The 15,575-nt window shown below is 63.1% G+C and carries 19 protein-coding genes and 1 other RNA gene; 13 read left to right on the forward strand and 7 right to left on the reverse strand.

What is annotated here, in order from left to right:
- Positions 1 to 50: 50 nt before the first annotated feature.
- The 4 genes from B015_RS32745 (at position 51) to B015_RS0122235 (ending at position 3,792) form a co-directional block, all read left to right on the forward strand.
- Positions 51 to 1,010: a LysR family transcriptional regulator gene (locus B015_RS32745; protein ID WP_026227593.1), complete on the forward strand. Its 960-nt coding sequence runs from the start codon at positions 51 to 53 to the stop codon at positions 1,008 to 1,010.
- 100 nt (positions 1,011 to 1,110) lie between these two features.
- Positions 1,111 to 2,463: an LLM class flavin-dependent oxidoreductase gene (locus tag B015_RS0122225; protein ID WP_018429946.1), complete on the forward strand. Its 1,353-nt coding sequence runs from the start codon at positions 1,111 to 1,113 to the stop codon at positions 2,461 to 2,463.
- 10 nt (positions 2,464 to 2,473) lie between these two features.
- On the forward strand, positions 2,474 to 3,301 hold the full coding sequence (locus tag B015_RS0122230; RefSeq protein WP_018429947.1) for a sugar phosphate isomerase/epimerase: 828 nt from the start codon (positions 2,474 to 2,476) through the stop codon (positions 3,299 to 3,301).
- 230 nt (positions 3,302 to 3,531) lie between these two features.
- A complete protein-coding gene (locus tag B015_RS0122235; protein ID WP_018429948.1) occupies positions 3,532 to 3,792 on the forward strand; it encodes a hypothetical protein in 261 nt (86 codons plus the stop codon).
- 143 nt (positions 3,793 to 3,935) lie between these two features.
- On the opposite strand, the gene msrB is transcribed toward B015_RS0122235, so the two are convergent.
- Entirely contained in the window at positions 3,936 to 4,337 is a 402-nt protein-coding gene (gene msrB, locus B015_RS0122240; RefSeq protein ID WP_018429949.1) for a peptide-methionine (R)-S-oxide reductase MsrB, read from the reverse strand.
- 101 nt (positions 4,338 to 4,438) lie between these two features.
- Complete coding sequence (locus B015_RS0122245) at positions 4,439 to 5,629, reverse strand: VWA domain-containing protein (RefSeq protein WP_018429950.1); 1,191 nt, start codon at positions 5,627 to 5,629, stop codon at positions 4,439 to 4,441.
- 181 nt (positions 5,630 to 5,810) lie between these two features.
- Between B015_RS0122245 and B015_RS0122250 the strand changes: the two genes are divergently transcribed.
- The gene (locus tag B015_RS0122250; RefSeq protein WP_018429951.1) at positions 5,811 to 6,899 is read left to right on the forward strand and encodes a GH25 family lysozyme; all 1,089 of its coding nucleotides are present in this window, start codon (positions 5,811 to 5,813) and stop codon (positions 6,897 to 6,899) included.
- Between the two features lie 36 nt (positions 6,900 to 6,935).
- Here B015_RS0122250 and B015_RS0122255 read toward each other — a convergent pair whose 3' ends face one another.
- Together B015_RS0122255 and B015_RS0122260 are read right to left on the reverse strand one after the other, a co-directional pair.
- Complete coding sequence (locus tag B015_RS0122255) at positions 6,936 to 7,382, reverse strand: GNAT family N-acetyltransferase (protein ID WP_026227595.1); 447 nt, start codon at positions 7,380 to 7,382, stop codon at positions 6,936 to 6,938.
- Between the two features lie 428 nt (positions 7,383 to 7,810).
- Entirely contained in the window at positions 7,811 to 8,650 is an 840-nt protein-coding gene (locus B015_RS0122260; protein ID WP_018429953.1) for a MoxR family ATPase, read from the reverse strand.
- 118 nt (positions 8,651 to 8,768) lie between these two features.
- Between B015_RS0122260 and B015_RS31420 the strand changes: the two genes are divergently transcribed.
- The 6 genes from B015_RS31420 to B015_RS0122285 all read left to right on the forward strand — a co-directional run bounded on the left by B015_RS31420 (position 8,769) and on the right by B015_RS0122285 (position 12,918).
- On the forward strand, positions 8,769 to 9,266 hold the full coding sequence (locus tag B015_RS31420) for a DUF4345 domain-containing protein (RefSeq protein ID WP_018429954.1): 498 nt from the start codon (positions 8,769 to 8,771) through the stop codon (positions 9,264 to 9,266).
- A 17-nt stretch (positions 9,267 to 9,283) separates the two neighbouring features.
- A non-coding RNA gene (ssrS, locus tag B015_RS32750) (6S RNA) lies at positions 9,284 to 9,439 on the forward strand.
- A 114-nt stretch (positions 9,440 to 9,553) separates the two neighbouring features.
- Positions 9,554 to 10,138, forward strand: coding sequence for a 5-formyltetrahydrofolate cyclo-ligase (locus B015_RS0122270; RefSeq protein WP_018429955.1), 585 nt, complete (start codon positions 9,554 to 9,556; stop codon positions 10,136 to 10,138).
- Between the two features lie 87 nt (positions 10,139 to 10,225).
- Complete coding sequence (locus B015_RS0122275; RefSeq protein WP_026227596.1) at positions 10,226 to 11,050, forward strand: YmdB family metallophosphoesterase; 825 nt, start codon at positions 10,226 to 10,228, stop codon at positions 11,048 to 11,050.
- Positions 11,051 to 11,211: 161 nt separating this feature from the next.
- Positions 11,212 to 11,970, forward strand: coding sequence for a TerC family protein (locus B015_RS0122280; RefSeq protein WP_018429957.1), 759 nt, complete (start codon positions 11,212 to 11,214; stop codon positions 11,968 to 11,970).
- 237 nt (positions 11,971 to 12,207) lie between these two features.
- Positions 12,208 to 12,918, forward strand: a complete 711-nt coding sequence (locus B015_RS0122285; RefSeq protein ID WP_026227597.1) for a DNA helicase — start codon at positions 12,208 to 12,210, stop codon at positions 12,916 to 12,918.
- A 43-nt stretch (positions 12,919 to 12,961) separates the two neighbouring features.
- Here the strand turns inward: B015_RS0122285 and B015_RS0122290 are convergent, their stop codons facing one another.
- The gene (locus tag B015_RS0122290) at positions 12,962 to 13,324 is read right to left on the reverse strand and encodes a glyoxalase/bleomycin resistance/dioxygenase family protein (RefSeq protein ID WP_026227598.1); all 363 of its coding nucleotides are present in this window, start codon (positions 13,322 to 13,324) and stop codon (positions 12,962 to 12,964) included.
- Between the two features lie 11 nt (positions 13,325 to 13,335).
- Entirely contained in the window at positions 13,336 to 13,821 is a 486-nt protein-coding gene (locus B015_RS0122295) for an SRPBCC domain-containing protein (protein ID WP_018429961.1), read from the reverse strand.
- A 51-nt stretch (positions 13,822 to 13,872) separates the two neighbouring features.
- On the opposite strand from B015_RS0122295, the gene B015_RS0122300 reads away from it, so the two are divergent.
- Positions 13,873 to 14,196, forward strand: coding sequence for a metalloregulator ArsR/SmtB family transcription factor (locus B015_RS0122300; protein ID WP_018429962.1), 324 nt, complete (start codon positions 13,873 to 13,875; stop codon positions 14,194 to 14,196).
- Positions 14,197 to 14,228: 32 nt separating this feature from the next.
- Here B015_RS0122300 and B015_RS0122305 read toward each other — a convergent pair whose 3' ends face one another.
- Positions 14,229 to 14,564, reverse strand: a complete 336-nt coding sequence (locus B015_RS0122305) for a helix-turn-helix domain-containing protein (protein WP_018429963.1) — start codon at positions 14,562 to 14,564, stop codon at positions 14,229 to 14,231.
- A gap of 129 nt (positions 14,565 to 14,693) precedes the next feature.
- Here B015_RS0122305 and B015_RS0122310 point away from each other — a divergent pair, with 129 nt between their 5' ends.
- The gene (locus B015_RS0122310) at positions 14,694 to 15,401 is read left to right on the forward strand and encodes a glutathione S-transferase family protein (RefSeq protein WP_018429964.1); all 708 of its coding nucleotides are present in this window, start codon (positions 14,694 to 14,696) and stop codon (positions 15,399 to 15,401) included.
- Positions 15,402 to 15,575: the final 174 nt, after the last annotated feature.

Genomic DNA, 15,575 nt, shown 5'->3' on the forward strand with positions numbered 1-15,575 from the left:
CGTTTCGGCATCGGCACAGTCGGGCACGACCAGTTGCGCGTGGTGCCCAGATGACAGGCGATCCGAAAAATGTTTCACCGACAAGGAGCCTCGGCAGGCCCGGCATCCGCCGGGCGCAGTTGCTCAAGAACCTGCAGCACTTTGTCGTCGCGGCCGAGCTCGGCAGCTTCCACAAGGCGGCCGACAGACTGGCGATCGTGCAGTCGGCGCTGTCGCGGCGCATCGGCGAACTGGAGGCGCAACTCGGCGGCAGGCTGTTCGAGCGCGAACCGACCGGCGTGCGACTGACCTTGGCCGGCGAAGCGCTGCTGGAGGACGCATCGCGCATCCTGCGCGAGGTCGATCTTGCCATCCGCCGCTTCGACCTGATCGACAGCGGGCAGGTGTCGCTGCTGCGCGTCGGCTTCAACGGGGCGGCGATGATGTTTGCGCCGATCCCCGATGGGCTGCAGCAGTTTCGCAGCACCAACCCGACGGTTGAACTCAGGCTGACGCCGATGCTGTCAGAGCAGGCTTTCGAAGCGCTGGCGGCGGGCGGCATCGACCTCGGCATCGCCTATGAGCTCGGCTATCCGCACAGCCTGAAGTCGCGGCAGTTGGTGCTCGACGATCTGGCACTGGCCCTGCCCGAGCACCATGCGCTTGCTGCAAAGGCCGAGCTTGCGGTCGATGACCTCGACGGCGCCGACTTCATCGGCATGGACCTCGCCCAGTCGGGCCTGATGGCCGAGAAGGTGGCGCAGGCGTTGCAATCACGCGGCGTCGCCACCCGCGTGCTGATGGAAACCGGGAGCACCGAGGCAACGTTGAGCCTGGTCGCGGCCGGCCTCGGCATCGCCTTCGTCAACCGCTCGCAGGCCGGGCGGCATCCGCCGAACGTCTTGATCCGTGACGTATCAGGATTTTCAGTGCCGTTGCCGCTCAAGCTGTTCTGGCGCGCCGAGATTGAAACGCCTGTGCTGCTGCGTTTTGTCGAGACGCTGGCCGGGCAATTCGAGACCGCCGAATGAGTGGTCTCGTTTTGAGATCGCCCCGTCGAAAACGGTCATTTGATCGACAGCCGCGCCTCCGGGAAGTTGCGCCGCAAACGCGGCAGGAGGAGGCCATCGCATGACCAGGGAAATCAGGCTCAACGCGCTCGACCAGTGCAACCCGAGCTTCCTCGCCTTCGGCCTGTGGAGCCATCCGCGCGACACAGCACTCGATTTCACCAGCATCGACTACTGGGCCGACTATGCCCGCCTGCTGGAGCGCGGGCTGTTCGACGCTCTGTTTCTGGCCGATTCGCTCGGGGTGCCCGACACCTACCAGCAGAGCTACGCATCGGCGTTCCGCAGCGGCGCGCTCGCACCGAGCCTCGACCCCGCAGTGATCGTACCGGCCATGGCGCTGGTGACCAAGAACCTCGGCTTCGCCATCACCGGCAGCGCCTCCTATGAGACGCCATACCTGTTTGCCCGGCGCATGACGACGCTGGATCACATGACACGCGGGCGCATCGGCTGGAACATCGTCACCTCCTTCCTCCGCAGCGGCGCGCTGGCCATGGGCCGCGACGAGCTGGCCGAGCACGACGCACGCTACGACGCAGCCGACGAGTTCATGGAGGTGATGTACGGGCTTTGGGAGGGCTCGTGGGCCGACCGCGCGCTGAAGCGCGACAAGGCGAGCGGAATCTACGCCGACCCCACGCTGATCTCAGAACTCGACCATGACGGCACGCATCACAAGATTCGCGCCGTCAGCGCCGCCGAGCCTTCGCCGCAGCGCACGCCGATGCTGTTCCAGGCGGGCGGTTCGCCGCGTGGCCGTCATTTCGCCGCAAGCCATGCCGAGGGCATCTTCATCAACGGCCCGAAACTCGAACTTGTTGCGCCGCAGGTGGCCGACATGCGCAAGCGCGCCGCTGAGCTTGGCCGCGATCCCAGGAGCCTGAAGTTCTTCGCCGGCGCCACCATCATCGTCGACGAGACCGAGGCACTCGCCCGCGCCCGCTACGAGGACTACAAACGCCACACCAGCGTCGAAGGCATGCTGTGCCAGCTGTCGGCAGCACTCGGCATCGACCTCGCGAAATACCCGCTGGACGAGCCGATCCTCTACGAGAAGACCGACGCAGCGCAGTCGCAGCTCGAAATCCTGACGCGCAAGGGCACCTGGACCGTGCGCCAGGCGGCCGAAAGCATGGTGGTCAGCGGCCGCAACCTACTGGTCGTCGGCACGCCGGAGCAGGTGGTGGACGAACTCGCGCGCTGGGTCGAACATGCCGATGTCGACGGCTTCAACATCGCCCGCATCCTGGCGCATGAGACGATGGAAAACTTCATCGAGATGGTGGTGCCGAAGCTGCAGCGGCGCGGCATGTTCAAGACCGAATACGGCGCGGGCACCCTGCGCGAGAAGGTGACGGGCTCGGGTCCGCGCACAGCCTCGGACCATCCGGCTTCACGCCACCGCAGATAGGATTTCGGCCATGAGACGTTTTTCGCTGTCGTACCTGACCTCACCCGTCGCCTCGCCGCTCGAAACGATCCGGATCGCGTCGGAGGTCGGCTACGATCATCTCGGCTTGCGCATCCATCCGACAGCGGCGGCCGACGCGCCGTCGCCTTTGCTCGGCAACAAGACGCTTCTGGCCGATTGCCGTGCAATGCTCGGCGACACCGGCCTGACGGTCACAGAGGTCGAAAGCTGGATGATCCGCAGGGATTTCGATCTCTCGCAAAGTGCCGAAGCGATGGAAGTGGCGGCAAGCCTAGGCGCGCCACGCCTGATTGCCGTGGCCGATATGCGCGGGGCAATCGAGCAGGTGGAGATCGAGGACAGGTTCGCGGCCCTCGCCGAAATGGCCGCCAGCTTCAGGCTGGGCGTTGACTTCGAGCCGATTGCCCATCGTGCTGCGGGGACGCTCGACGAAGCGCTGTCGGTAGTGGCTGCGGGCGCGGCGCACAGCACCGGGCTGATCCTCGACATGCTGCACATAAACCGCATGGGCATTTCGCCGAACGCCCTGGCCTCGGTCGACCGCAGTCTGATCTACAACATCCATCTCTGCGACGCACCGCCGGCACCCACCGATCTCGCAACGATGGTGCATCATTCCGCTTTCGACCGCGACCTGCCGGGCGAAGGCACATTGCCGTTGAAAGGCTATCTAGGCGCGCTGCCCGCAGATCGGCCACTCAGCATCGAGATCCCGATGATGCGGCTTGGCGACACGGTTTCGCCGCAGGAGCGCGCGCGCCGCTGCCTGGAGGCGTCGGTGCGCTTGCTTGCCGACATCGACGCGACAGCAGGTTGAGGAACCCGCCACCGACGCTGCGCGTTCACCTTGTTGCAAGGCGAGACTTTCGGCGCACTTGTAAAAGCGCAGCATATGTTGCCCTAATTGGTCGTTATGTTGCGGCGAATGCTACGATGGCGCGGGGTCATGAGGCGATGACGGATACCGGGCGACTACATCCTTCCGACAACCCTCTGGGCGGACAGGGTGGGCTTTCGGCATTCTTTTCAAGACGCTGGAACGGCGAGGTGCCGCTGGCACAGCTGTTCTGGTGGGACATGTTCGTGGTCGGCAGCCTGATCAATGTCGTGACCACAGTGGTGGCGCTGGTGATCCTGGCAGCCAAGATGAATGCCCTGCTGGCGGTGGCCGTCCATCTGGTGCCGCTGCCCTACAATCTCTTCCTCTATGGCAGCGTGCTGCGGACAGCCGACCTGACCGAGGCGCCCAACGCCAACACGATGAAGATGGGCGCCACGATCTGGATCATCCTGGCGAGCCTGCTTTAGCTGTTTTTTACCGCGGGCGTTTCCACCCGGCTGCAAATTGCTCCAGAGCAATTCCAGGAAAAGTGCGCAGCGGTTTTCCGCCCGGAATTACGCAAAAACAACGAGATAGAGGGTTTCTGCGATTCGAAGAAAAGCGAAACGCTCTAGGACGGCTGGAAGTTCAGCGCCACGCCATTGATGCAGTAGCGCAGGCCTGTGGGCGGCGGACCGTCTGGAAAGACGTGGCCGAGATGGCTGCCGCAGCGCGAGCAATGGCATTCCGTCCGCACCATGCCGTAGCTGCGGTCGACGGTGGTTTCGACCGAACCTTCGACCGGATCGTTGAAGCTCGGCCAGCCCGTGCCGCTTTCAAACTTCAGCTTGGCTTCGAACAGGGGCTGGTCGCAGCCGGCGCAGGTGAAGCTGCCGGCACGCTTTTCATGGAGCAATGCGCAACTGCCCGGCCGCTCGGTGCCGTGCTGGCGCATCACCTGGTACTGCTCAGGCGTCAGCATCGCGCGCCATTCGGCGTCGGTGCGGGTGACGGGATAGGTCTTGGCGTCCATTTTTTGGGGGTCTCCCTGGATTGTTCTTCTTGTTCGCGTTCTCAGCACAGATAGTTACGAGAGGCGGTGCTTGACAGGGCATCACTTCCTGGTGAGGCGGTTCAGTGTTTCCGCGACAGCTGCTTCGTCGCCGCTTCCAGCCCCGCAAGCGTCAGCGGGTACATGCGGTTGGCGAAGATGTCGGAAATCATCTTGATCGAACTGGTGTAGCTCCAGTGTTTTTCCTGCGTCGGGTTGAGCCAGACAGCATTCGGCCACTGGTCGAGAACGCGGCGCAGCCACACCGAGCCCGGCTCGGGGTTCCAGTGCTCGACAGAACCGCCGGCATAGGCGATCTCGTAGGGACTCATCGACGCGTCGCCGACGAAGATCACCTTGTAGTCGTGGCCGTATTTATGGAGCACGTCGAGCGTCGGCATGACTTCGGCATGGCGGCGACGGTTGTCCTTCCACACACCTTCGTAGAGGCAGTTGTGGAAGTAGAAATATTCGAGCTGGCGGAACTCGACGCGGGCCGCCGAAAACAGCTCCTCGACGACCTTGATGTGGTCGTCCATCGAACCGCCAACGTCGAAGAACATCAGAAGCTTGACCGCGTTGCGCCGCTCGGGCCGGGTCTTGACGTCGAGATAGCCATGGTCGGCAGTGGCATGGATCGTGCCGGGCAGGTCGAGCTCTTCCTCGGCGCCTTCGCGCACCCAGCGACGCAGGCGCTTGAGCGCCACCTTGATGTTGCGCGTGCCAAGCTCGACCGTGTCATCGAAATTCCTGAATTCGCGCTTGTCCCAGACCTTGACCGCGCGGCGATGACGGCTCGTCTCCTGGCCGATGCGCACGCCCTCGGGATTGTAGCCATAGGCGCCGAAGGGCGAGGTGCCTGCGGTGCCGATCCATTTGGAGCCACCCTGGTGGCGCCCTTTCTGTTCTTCCAGCCGCTGCTTCAGCGTCTCCATCAGCTTCTCGAAGCCGCCCAGCGCCTCGACCAGCTTTTTCTCCTCGTCGCTCAGCGTCTTCTCGGCCAGCCGCCGCAGCCATTCCTCGGGAATGTTGGCGACATCGACGCCGCCCTCGCCCGAGACCGCCTCGACGCCCTTGAAATAGTGCGAAAAAACCTGGTCGAACCGGTCGATGTGGCGCTCGTCTTTCACCAGGGCTGCGCGGGCGAGATAATAAAAGCCCTCGACGTCATAGCTGACGAGGTCGGCGTCGAGCGCCTCGAGCAGCGCCAGATATTCGCGCAGCGACACGGGAACCTTGGCCGCCTTGAGTTCGAGGAAGAAGGGTATGAACATGACGGGCACTTTGCTTCGGCGTGGACCGGCAGGCAAGTACGCCGGCAGGCGCTTCGATGCCACACCCGAAGGTAAAAATAAGATTCAGTCTTTTTTGGTAATTTCCCGTTAGCAATTCCGACCAGAGGGGTCCGGGGCGAGTCTGCGCTGGGATCCGGGTTTGTTTTGCGTACGGGTACCTATGCGTTTCTCAGCGGCGTCAGCGATCGTTCTCGCCAGCCTGGCCTTGGCCGGCTGCACCTCGAGCATGGGGCTCAGCGACATCATGTCGTCAGCACCTTCGAAGGAAACGACCGCCTCGGTCACCCGCCCGGCGAGCCCGGTGCCGCAGATCGAAATCGCTTCGACGGCACCCGTCGTGCCGATGCAGGCCGCAATGGCAGCGCCCGTGCCGCAGGCCAATGTGCTGGTCGCGCCGCCGTCCGTGCCGGCCGAAATCGTGACCGAAGCGCCGGTCCAGATGGCGATGGCGGCACCGAGGATCGAACTCGACAACATTCCGACGCCCGACACCAAGCCGATCGCGCTGATCGCGCCGTCCAACCCGATGAAGGCGACGCCCTTTGCGCCGGGCAAGATCTACGGCCGCCGCTTCGGTGACGCCAAGCCGATCAATTTCGGCCGCACTATGTCGCCCAAGAACTTCGCCGTCCACGGCGTCGACGTCTCGCGCTGGCAGGGCGAGATCGACTGGCCGAAGCTGCGCACACAGGGTGCCAACTTCGCCTACATCAAGGCCACCGACGGCGGCGACCATCTCGACCCGATGTTCAAGAAGAACTGGCGCGAGGCCGAGGCAGCCGGCCTGAAGCGCGGCGCCTATCACTTCTTCTACTGGTGCCGCACCGCCGGCGAGCAGGCCGACTGGTTCATCCGCAACGTGCCCAAGGTCCCGGGCGCGCTCCCGCCGGTCATCGACGTCGAATACAATGGCGAATCGAGCTGCAAGCGCCGCCACAGCCCCGAGAAGATCCGCGAAAAGATGCAGGTCTTCATGGACAAGCTGGAGCGCCATTACGGCCAGCGTCCTGTCATCTACACGGCGCCCGATTTCTACCGCGACAACCTGCGCGGCCACTTCCAGGACTACCCGTTCTGGCTGCGCGCCGTGGCCGAGCCGCCGTCCAAGGTCTATCCGGGCCGCAACTGGGTGTTCTGGCAGTATTCGGGTTCGGGCCTGTCGCACGGCGTCGACGGCAAGATCGACCTCAACGTCTTCCGCGGCAGCGAGGCCCAGTGGCACCAGTGGGTGTCGAGGTCGGCAGGCTGAACGGCCGCCCGAAGCGGCTGCATGATGGGCTGAGAACTACAGCAAATCGTATTCGATGAATCCGGTGCGGCGGGCAACTCGGTCGTAGAGCTTGCGCGCCGTGGCATTGGTCTCGTGGGTCATCCAGTAGACATTGGTGACGCCGAGCTTGGCCGCTTCCTGTTTCACGGCTTCGATCAGGGCCGCACCGACGCCCTTGCCACGCGCGGCCGGGTCGGAGAACAGATCCTGCAGGTAGCAATTGTTGGCCTCGGACCAGCCCGAGCGGTGGTAGAGGTAATGCGTCAGCCCCACCGCCTTGCCGTCGACCAACGCGATCAGGCCCTTGGGCTCGAATTCGCTCTCGGTGAACAGGCGCTTCCAGGCGAGCTCGTAGATATTCTCGGGCAACACAGTGTTGTAGAAATCGAGATAGGCCGTCCACAGGCGGCGCCAATCCTCGTGATCGGCAAGCTGAAGCGGGCGGATGGTGATGTCGGTCATGGCGTTGCCCTCCGTGAATGGATTGATTGCGCGGCAAACTGCCTGAGCATTGTCGAGCGGCCAACGGTCCACAGCGCGGGAATGGATTGGCCGGAGGGGCGCGCGGGTCGGCAAATCTATGCGAGGACGGGGCCTACCCCTAACCCCTCCCCACAAGGGGGGAATCGTGAGGCGCCTCGCCCAGACTTCAATCACCTACTTGGCGCCAATCTCAATCACCATGGGTCGGAGAGCGCTAACCTCGTCCACCTCCTCCTTGTGGGGAGGGTTAGGGGTGGGGGTGCCTTCGCATGCATGTTGTCAGGGGCTAACGGAGGCCAGACGCGCAAGCCGGGCATTGACGCTCCCCTGCCCTCCGCTATGGCTCCGGGCGTTCGTCGCTTGAAAAGCCAAATCGTTGGCTTTTCGTCCGCTGTGCGGACCGCTCCTCACCCCTGCCTTCTGGCCATGAACGCCAGCCGTTCGAACAGATGCACATCCTGCTCGTTCTTGAGCAGCGCGCCGTGCAGATTGGGCAGCGCATTCTTGGGGTCGGCGCGCAGGTCTTCGGGCGCGACGTCGTCGGCGACCAGCAGGCGGATCCAGTCGAGTGCTTCCGAGGTCGACGGTTTCTTCTTGAGCCCAGGCACCTCGCGGATCTCGTAGAACTGGGTCAGTGCGGCACGCACCAGGTTCTGCTTGATGCCGGGATAGTGCACCTCGACGATCTTGTGCAGCGTCTCGACGTCAGGGAAACGGATGTAGTGGAAGAAGCAGCGCCGCAGGAAGGCGTCGGGCAGCTCTTTTTCGTTGTTCGAGGTGATGATGACGATCGGGCGGACATCGGCCTTGATCGTTTCGCCGGTTTCGTAGACGAAGAACTCCATACGATCGAGTTCCTGCAAGAGATCATTGGGGAACTCGATGTCGGCCTTGTCGATCTCGTCGATCAGCAGAACGACCTTGTTGCCGGCGGCAAACGCATCCCACAGCTTGCCGCGCTTGATGTAGTTCCTGATGTCGTTGAAACGGCCATCGCCGAGCTGGCTGTCGCGCAGGCGCGACACGGCGTCATACTCGTAGAGACCCTGCTGCGCCTTGGTGGTGGACTTGACGTTCCATTCGATCATTTCGAGGCCGAGGCCTGCCGCCACCTGGCGGGCCAGTTCGGTCTTGCCGGTGCCCGGCTCGCCCTTGACCAGCAGTGGCCGCTCCAGCGCGATCGCCGCGTTGACCGCCACCATCAGATCCTTGTCGGCGACATAGGCCGACGTTCCTTCAAAGCGCATGCGAATTCCTCATAATTTCTGCCGCGACCCTAAGGAGCAGGGCAAGTAGGCGCAAGCCTGACGGGCAGCGCCTGAAACCCTGGCGTTGCGACAACGTGTCTCCCTGCGGACAGTACAGATGATGATGGGTGGCAAGATGTCGGCATGGCCGGAAAAGAGATGTCTGCAAGCGATCGTCACCGTCCTCGCAATCACCCCTGTCCTGGTCGGGCTGGCTGGTGTGGTCATCGGCCCGGTCTTTCTCCATGTTCGGCGACCATGGCCAGTCGACCTCGATAGCCACTTTCGCTTCCTGTCCGGAATATTCCTTGTCATCGGCATCGCCTGGTTCACATGCGTGCCTGCGATCGAGGCAAAGACGACGCGGTTTCGTTTTCTCGCCCTTTTGACCTTCTGTGGCGGGCTCGCGCGGCTGTTGTCTTTGATCGCCTCGGGCACTCCTTCAGCGGGACATCTTGCCGGCCTGTCGGTCGAACTGATCGCGGTGCCGCTGCTGGTCATCTGGCAGCAAAGAATTGCGCCATCCCTTTCTCCCCTAGTGGGAGAAGCAGGTTGCGACCTGCCCGCAAATATCATTGCCCGAACCGCCGCATTGCCATGGCGCATCGCGGCATGAGCGCCTATATTGGCAGCGACGGTCTGCGCCTCGCGGCAGGAGAGCATTTTCCCCGGGGCCTTAACGATCCTTAGGGAGCTGTCCCTGGGAAGACCCGTGGGTCTTTTCACACGGCGCCCACCTACTTTGTAGGTCTCCGGGATCGACTTCTTCACCGGTTGTGTGGATCGTCACCTCCCTATCAGGATAAAACCTGCCCACCCGACGCCAGGAAGCGTCGGTTTCTGCGTTGCCGTAGCGACAAATGATATGCAACACACTGGCGACGACAGGAGAATGGGCCAGGCATGACTTCCCATCGCGAGATCAAGAAGCAGCTGCGCAAGGAAGCGCTGGCCCGGCGTGATGCGCTCGACGAGTTCTGGCGCATCGAGGCCTCGCTGGAGATGGCCGAGACGGCGCGCGACAACATCCAGTTCGAGCCCGGCACCATCGTCTCCGGCTTCTGGCCGATGCGTTCGGAGGTTGATGTCAGGCCGATGATGTTCGCCCTGCGCGAACACGGCGCCCGCCTCTGCCTGCCGGCCATCCTCGACAAGCACACAATCGTCTTTCGCGAGCTGGTGCGCGGCGCACCTATGGTCGACATGGGGTTCGGCACCGTCGGCCCGCATGAGGAAGCCGAGGTGTTGGACCCTGAGATCATGTTGGTGCCGCTGGCCGCCTTCGATGCGCGCGGCCACCGCATCGGTTATGGCGCGGGCTATTACGACCGGGCGATCGCCAAGCTGCAGGACAAGGGCATCGAGCCAAGACTGATCGGCATCGCCTTCGACTGCCAGGAGGTCGAGCGCGTTCCGGACGAGAACCACGACGTCATCATCCCCGAAATCCTGACGGAGAGCGGGCTGCGCCGGTTCGAGCCGTCGTGAGGTGATCGGCCGGCGCTGATCGGCTCGGGGCAAATTCGGCAGCGTCCACTTGCATGATTTCGCAATGGCCCTGTAGAAGCATTTTTCATGAGACTTCTTTTTCTAGGCGACATGGTGGGCAAGGCTGGCCGCACAGCGGTTTGGCAGCAGTTGCCCGGCCTGATTTCGGATTTCCGGCTCGATTTCGTCATCGTCAACGGCGAGAACGCCGCCGGCGGCTTCGGCATCACCGAGGAAATCTTCCGCGAGACCATCAATGCCGGCGCCGATGTGGTGACCACGGGCAATCACGTCTGGGATCAGCGCGAGGCGCTTGGCTTTGCCCCGCGCGAGGAGCGCTTCCTGCGTCCGGCGAATTTTCCGAAGGGCACGCCGGGTCGCGGATCGGGTCTCTACATTGCGAAAAACGGCGCCCGCGTTCTGGTGTCCAACATCATGGGCCGGGTGTTCATGCATCCCGAACTCGACGATCCGTTCCAGGCCGGCGAACGCGAGCTGGCGGCCTGCCCGCTGGGCGAACAGGCCGATGCCGTGGTGATCGACTTCCACGCCGAGGCGACGAGCGAAAAGATGTGCTTCGCCCATTTCGTCGACGGCCGCGCCAGCCTCGTGGTCGGCACCCATACGCACCAGCCGACGGCGGATCACCAGATCCTCAATGGCGGCACGGCCTACCTTACCGATGCCGGCATGTGCGGCGACTACGATTCCTCGCTCGGCATGGACAAGGAAGAGCCGCTGAACCGCTTCCTGTCCAAGGTGCCCAAGGGCCGCTTCGAGGCGGCCAACGGGCCAGCCACCATCTGCGGTGTCGGCGTCGACATCTCCGACCGCACCGGCCTTGCCGAGCGGGTTGCGCCATTGCGTCGCGGCCCCCGGCTCGAAGAAACCGTACCCTCCTTCTGGTCCTGACATTGACGAGGGGCCAGTGGACACCTACTTGCCCGCCGCACGTCAGCAAATGTTAGAGCGCGACGCATCCTTTTGGACGCGCCGTGCATTGGCATGGCTGACACATGAAAGAGCGGCCGCCGGCCGCTCGAAACGTATCTAGAAGAACAACGGGGACACTTATGATCGAATTTCTGGCGCCGTATTTCGGCTTCATCAACGATCCGACCGCCTGGGTGGCGTTGCTGACCCTGATCGCGCTCGAGGTTGTGCTCGGCATCGACAATCTGATCTTCATCTCGATCCTCACCAACAAGCTGCCCGAAGAACAGCGGCGCCCGGCTCGCCGCCTCGGCATCGGCGCCGCATTGATCATGCGCCTGCTGCTGCTCGCCACCATCTCCTTCATCGTGGCGCTCAAGGAGCCGATCTTCGAGGCCTTCGGCCACGGCTTCTCCTGGCGAGACCTGATCCTGATCGCCGGCGGCCTGTTCCTGGTGTGGAAGGCGACCAAGGAAATCCACCACTCGGTCGATCCGGAAGACCACAAGGACGAGATCGTATCGCGCACGCTGCAGCTGTCGCTGGGCGCTGCGATCTTCCAGATCCTGCTGCTGGACCTCGTCTTCTCGGTCGACTCGATCATCACCGCTGTCGGCATGACCGACGAGATCGGCATCATGTACATCGCCGTGATCGTTGCCGTGACGGTGATGTTGCTGGCCGCAACGCCGCTTGCCAACTTCATCGAAAAAAACCCGACCATCGTCATGCTGGCGCTGGGCTTCCTGTTGATGATCGGCATGACGCTGATTGCCGACGGCTTCGGCTACCATGTGCCCAAGGGCTACATCTACGCCGCCATGGGCTTCTCGGCGCTGGTCGAAGGCCTCAACATGCTGCAGCGCAAGCGCTCCAGGAAAAGCGGTGGCGGCCACTGACGGCCACGACGACCGACAAACGAGACGAACGGCGGGCAAAATGCCCGCCGTTTTCGTTTGCGCGCCGATGTCGAGACACTCGATTGTGCGCTATGATCTGATTCTGGCGCGGCCCACGCCTCCCCCCTCCAACGGGAAAGTACTGATCGTGCAGGGTGCCTTGGTCACCGAACCATCTGTTCGAGCGCTTGCATAAGGAGGGGTTGCGACGACTGCTCGTATCTGGAGGTTCGCTGCATGAAACTGTCCGCACCCATACCCATGCTGAAGCGCAGGGCCAGGCTTCTCGCCCGGACCGACAATCTCCCGCTGCATCAGGCCCTCGACCGCATAGCGGCGGCTGAAGGCTTTGGCGCGTGGAGCCTCCTTGCCGCCACATCGGCTGCTGCCCGGCCTGCCGGCATGCTGTTTGCCCGCCTGGCAGCCGGCGACATGGTGTTGCTCGGCGCACGACCGCGTCAAGGCAAGACGCTGATGGGCCTGGAGCTTGCCGCTGAGGCGATGAAGGCAGGCCGGCGCGCCACCTTCTTCACGCTGGAGTACACCGAAAGGGAGGTGTTGGACCGGTTCCGCGCCATCGGCGCTGATCCGGCGCAGTTTGGCAACCTGTTCGAACTCGACAATTCCGACATGATCAACGCCGAGCATATCGCCAGGCGGATGGCGGCAGCGCCCCGCGGAAGCGTGGTGGTGGTCGACTATCTGCAGCTGCTCGACCAGAAGCGCGAGAACCCGGCGCTGATGGATCAAGTGCGGACGTTGAGGTCACTGGCGCGCGCCAAGGGGCTGATCGTCGTCATGATCTCGCAGATCGACCGCGCCTACGACCCCTCGACGAAGGCGGTTCCCGATCTCCGCGACGTCAGGCTGCCCAACCCGCTCGACCTCAGGCTGTTCGACAAGGCGTGTTTCCTGAACCAGGGCGAGATGCGGTTTCACTCGGTCTGACGAAATCGGGCGGCGGGTTGCCCGCCGCCCGATACGGGCATGCCTACCAGGCGTCGGGCTCGCGCACCATGTGCACGATGTTGGCCGGGTTCATGATCCAGCCGCCGCGGAAGCTTTCGCCGAGCGGCTCGATCGGGTCGCAACGCACGGCACCCGCATCGCCAAGGTGCTTGAGCGTGCCGGCGGAATCGGGCGTGAACAGCTCCAGCCAGACCTCGGCCTGGCTCATGGTCGGCGCCTCATCGATCCAGAGCTGGTTCGGGCCAAGCTTGAAGCCGACCGCAGGCGCCTTCTCCGGGATGCCTTCGAGGCCAACCACGTCACGGTAAAAGGCGATGGTCGCCTCGTATTGGTGACTGGGCACTTTCATGGCGATGTTGATGCCGCCTTCGATCTTGGTCGTCACTGTCTCAGCCTTCACTTGCGTTCGCTTGTCGTTGGCAGTTCGCCGCGCATCTCGGAGGGGTAAAAACCCTCGCGCAGGTTGATGCCGTATTCGAGCCACGCCTTCATGGCCGACAGCATCTCGGCCCAGCCTTCGCAATTGCCGTAGGACGCCTTGCGGCCGACCGCGTCCTCGACCCAGCCGGACTCACCGATGGTAACGAAGGTCGAGCCGTCCTCGAGCACCTCGAAGCCCATCTCGATCCTGGTCTTGTAGGCCGGCTGGCCCTCGGTCACCTCGGCGTCCCAGCGCAGCACGATGCGCTTGTCCAGCTCGATCTCCTGCACCTCGACCGGCACGGAGCCCCACCAGGTAACGGTGGTGCCGGCGACCAGCGGCGCGCTGGCGCCACGTATAGTGGTGAAGTAGGCGCTGAGCTTCGTCGGGTTGACGACCGCGTCGAACACCTCGTGGACGGGCTTGGCGATACGCCCCGAAACCTTGAACCCCAAGGACATTTTGAACCTCCTGTACTTGCACTTGGCGATAATGTGTTATAAAAACATAACATGTCAAGCGAAGCGAAAGACGACAATGTTTTCAAGGCTCTGGCTCATCCGCGCCGGCGCCTGATGCTCGATTGCTTGAAGGATGGTCCGTTGACGACGGGCGCCCTGTGCGAGCGCTTCGACGACATGGACCGCTGCACCGTCATGCAGCATCTGAAGGTTCTGGAAGAAGCCGATCTGGTGGTGGCCAGGCGTGACGGCCGCGAGCGCTGGAACCACCTCAACTCGATGCCGATCAAAGAGATCCACGACCGCTGGATCAGCGAATATGCCAGTCACGCCATGTCGATTCTCGACCGGCTGAAGCATAACCTGGAAGGCTGAAACCCAGCCTCGGTGCATGTATGTCTTGCCGACTAGGCCTTGCGCGCCTCGATGGCAGGGCCATGCTCCTTGCCCCAGACGGCGAGCGGCGCCAGTGCCTCATCGAGCGACTGGCCGAGCGGGGTGGCGGAATACTCGACCCGCGGCGGCACCTCGTGAAAGATCTCGCGATGGACGAGGCCGTCGGCCTCCATCTCGCGCAGCTGCTGGATCAGCATTTTCTCGCTGATATCGGGCACCAGCCGCTTGAGCTCGCCGAAGCGGCGCGGCTCGGTATGCACCAACCACAGGATCAGCGCCTTCCACTTGCCGCCGATGACCTGGAAGGCAGGGCCGAGACCACAACTTTCTGGCTGGGTTTTTGCCACTAAATCCTCAATTCTTACTTTGAAGTCAGTACCTTACGAAAAGGTAGGTGCTTGTTGGAGCGAGTGCAATGCATAGGTTCTGCGGCACGCCGCGAACGGATCGCGGCCGCGGCTTCGAAAGGACAAGACATGGAACCTGTACTTTTCTACGGCGTGCCCCACGGCTGCTCGTTCGGCTCGATCGTGGCGCTCGAATGGCTGGGCCAACCCTATCGGCTGCACCGCATCGACATGTCGGAGCAGCGACCGGGCGGGGCCTTCGCCAAGGCGAGCCCGCTTGGCCAGACGCCTGCGATGCTGATGGCCGACGGCAAGCCCCTGAACGAGAGCCTGGCGATCCTGCACGCCATCGCCGCGCGCGGCATCGACCAGGGGCTCGGCTTCGCCCAGGGCACCAGGGAGTTCGACGAACTGAACGCGATGCTGTCTTATCTCCACACGACGCTGCATTCCGCGCTCGGCTACGGCTGGAGCGTCTACAAGCTCGACAAGGATGACACGGCCGGCACCGCGTTCCTGCGCAAGCTGGCAAAGGAGAGTGCGACCAAGGCCTATGCCTACCTGCAGGGCGTACTCGAAGGTCGGGATTGGCTGGTCGGCGACCATAAGACCGTGGCCGACGCCTACTTCATCGGCATCGCCCGCTGGGGCGAGGACCTCAAGCTGTTCGATATCGCCAGCGAGTTTCCTCGTTTGCACAGGCACATGGCCAAGCTCGAAGCCGATCCGGCCATGATCTTCGCCCATGCCATCGAGGAACAACGGCAGGCAGTGTCTTCGGGCGGCTTCCTTGGACACATCGGTATCGAGGACATGGAACCTCGCCTCGCTGCATGATGTCTCCGCTCCCCTGCGGCCGTGGTCGCAGGGGAGCTCCCGATTTCAGCAAAATTTCAGAACCGTCTCGGTACGCGACGCCAGGCAAGGCGCAAGCTTCTGCGATCAAAGCAGGAGAGGCCCATGCCTGTCGAAGATCGCAGCCGGATCGATCGGGAACTTGACGAGGCAATG

Source organism: Hoeflea sp. 108 (assembly GCF_000372965.1).
Lineage (GTDB): Bacteria > Pseudomonadota > Alphaproteobacteria > Rhizobiales > Rhizobiaceae > Aminobacter.

What these genes read in the sequence shown, in the direction of transcription:
- B015_RS0122230 (WP_018429947.1), top strand. Translation starts at nt 2,474, where the DNA reads ATGAGACGTTTTTCGCTGTCGTACCTGACCTCACCCGTCGCCTCGCCG.
- msrB (WP_018429949.1), bottom strand. Translation starts at nt 4,337, where the DNA reads ATGGACGCCAAGACCTATCCCGTCACCCGCACCGACGCCGAATGGCGC.
- B015_RS0122295 (WP_018429961.1), bottom strand. Translation starts at nt 13,821, where the DNA reads ATGTCCTTGGGGTTCAAGGTTTCGGGGCGTATCGCCAAGCCCGTCCAC.
- B015_RS0122225 (WP_018429946.1), top strand. Translation starts at nt 1,111, where the DNA reads ATGACCAGGGAAATCAGGCTCAACGCGCTCGACCAGTGCAACCCGAGC.
- B015_RS0122245 (WP_018429950.1), bottom strand. Translation starts at nt 5,629, where the DNA reads ATGTTCATACCCTTCTTCCTCGAACTCAAGGCGGCCAAGGTTCCCGTG.
- B015_RS0122250 (WP_018429951.1), top strand. Translation starts at nt 5,811, where the DNA reads ATGCGTTTCTCAGCGGCGTCAGCGATCGTTCTCGCCAGCCTGGCCTTG.
- B015_RS0122275 (WP_026227596.1), top strand. Translation starts at nt 10,226, where the DNA reads ATGAGACTTCTTTTTCTAGGCGACATGGTGGGCAAGGCTGGCCGCACA.
- B015_RS0122300 (WP_018429962.1), top strand. Translation starts at nt 13,873, where the DNA reads ATGTCAAGCGAAGCGAAAGACGACAATGTTTTCAAGGCTCTGGCTCAT.
- B015_RS0122270 (WP_018429955.1), top strand. Translation starts at nt 9,554, where the DNA reads ATGACTTCCCATCGCGAGATCAAGAAGCAGCTGCGCAAGGAAGCGCTG.
- B015_RS0122255 (WP_026227595.1), bottom strand. Translation starts at nt 7,382, where the DNA reads ATGACCGACATCACCATCCGCCCGCTTCAGCTTGCCGATCACGAGGAT.
- B015_RS0122285 (WP_026227597.1), top strand. Translation starts at nt 12,208, where the DNA reads ATGAAACTGTCCGCACCCATACCCATGCTGAAGCGCAGGGCCAGGCTT.
- B015_RS0122310 (WP_018429964.1), top strand. Translation starts at nt 14,694, where the DNA reads ATGGAACCTGTACTTTTCTACGGCGTGCCCCACGGCTGCTCGTTCGGC.
- B015_RS0122280 (WP_018429957.1), top strand. Translation starts at nt 11,212, where the DNA reads ATGATCGAATTTCTGGCGCCGTATTTCGGCTTCATCAACGATCCGACC.
- B015_RS31420 (WP_018429954.1), top strand. Translation starts at nt 8,769, where the DNA reads ATGATGATGGGTGGCAAGATGTCGGCATGGCCGGAAAAGAGATGTCTG.
- B015_RS32745 (WP_026227593.1), top strand. Translation starts at nt 51, where the DNA reads ATGACAGGCGATCCGAAAAATGTTTCACCGACAAGGAGCCTCGGCAGG.
- B015_RS0122260 (WP_018429953.1), bottom strand. Translation starts at nt 8,650, where the DNA reads ATGCGCTTTGAAGGAACGTCGGCCTATGTCGCCGACAAGGATCTGATG.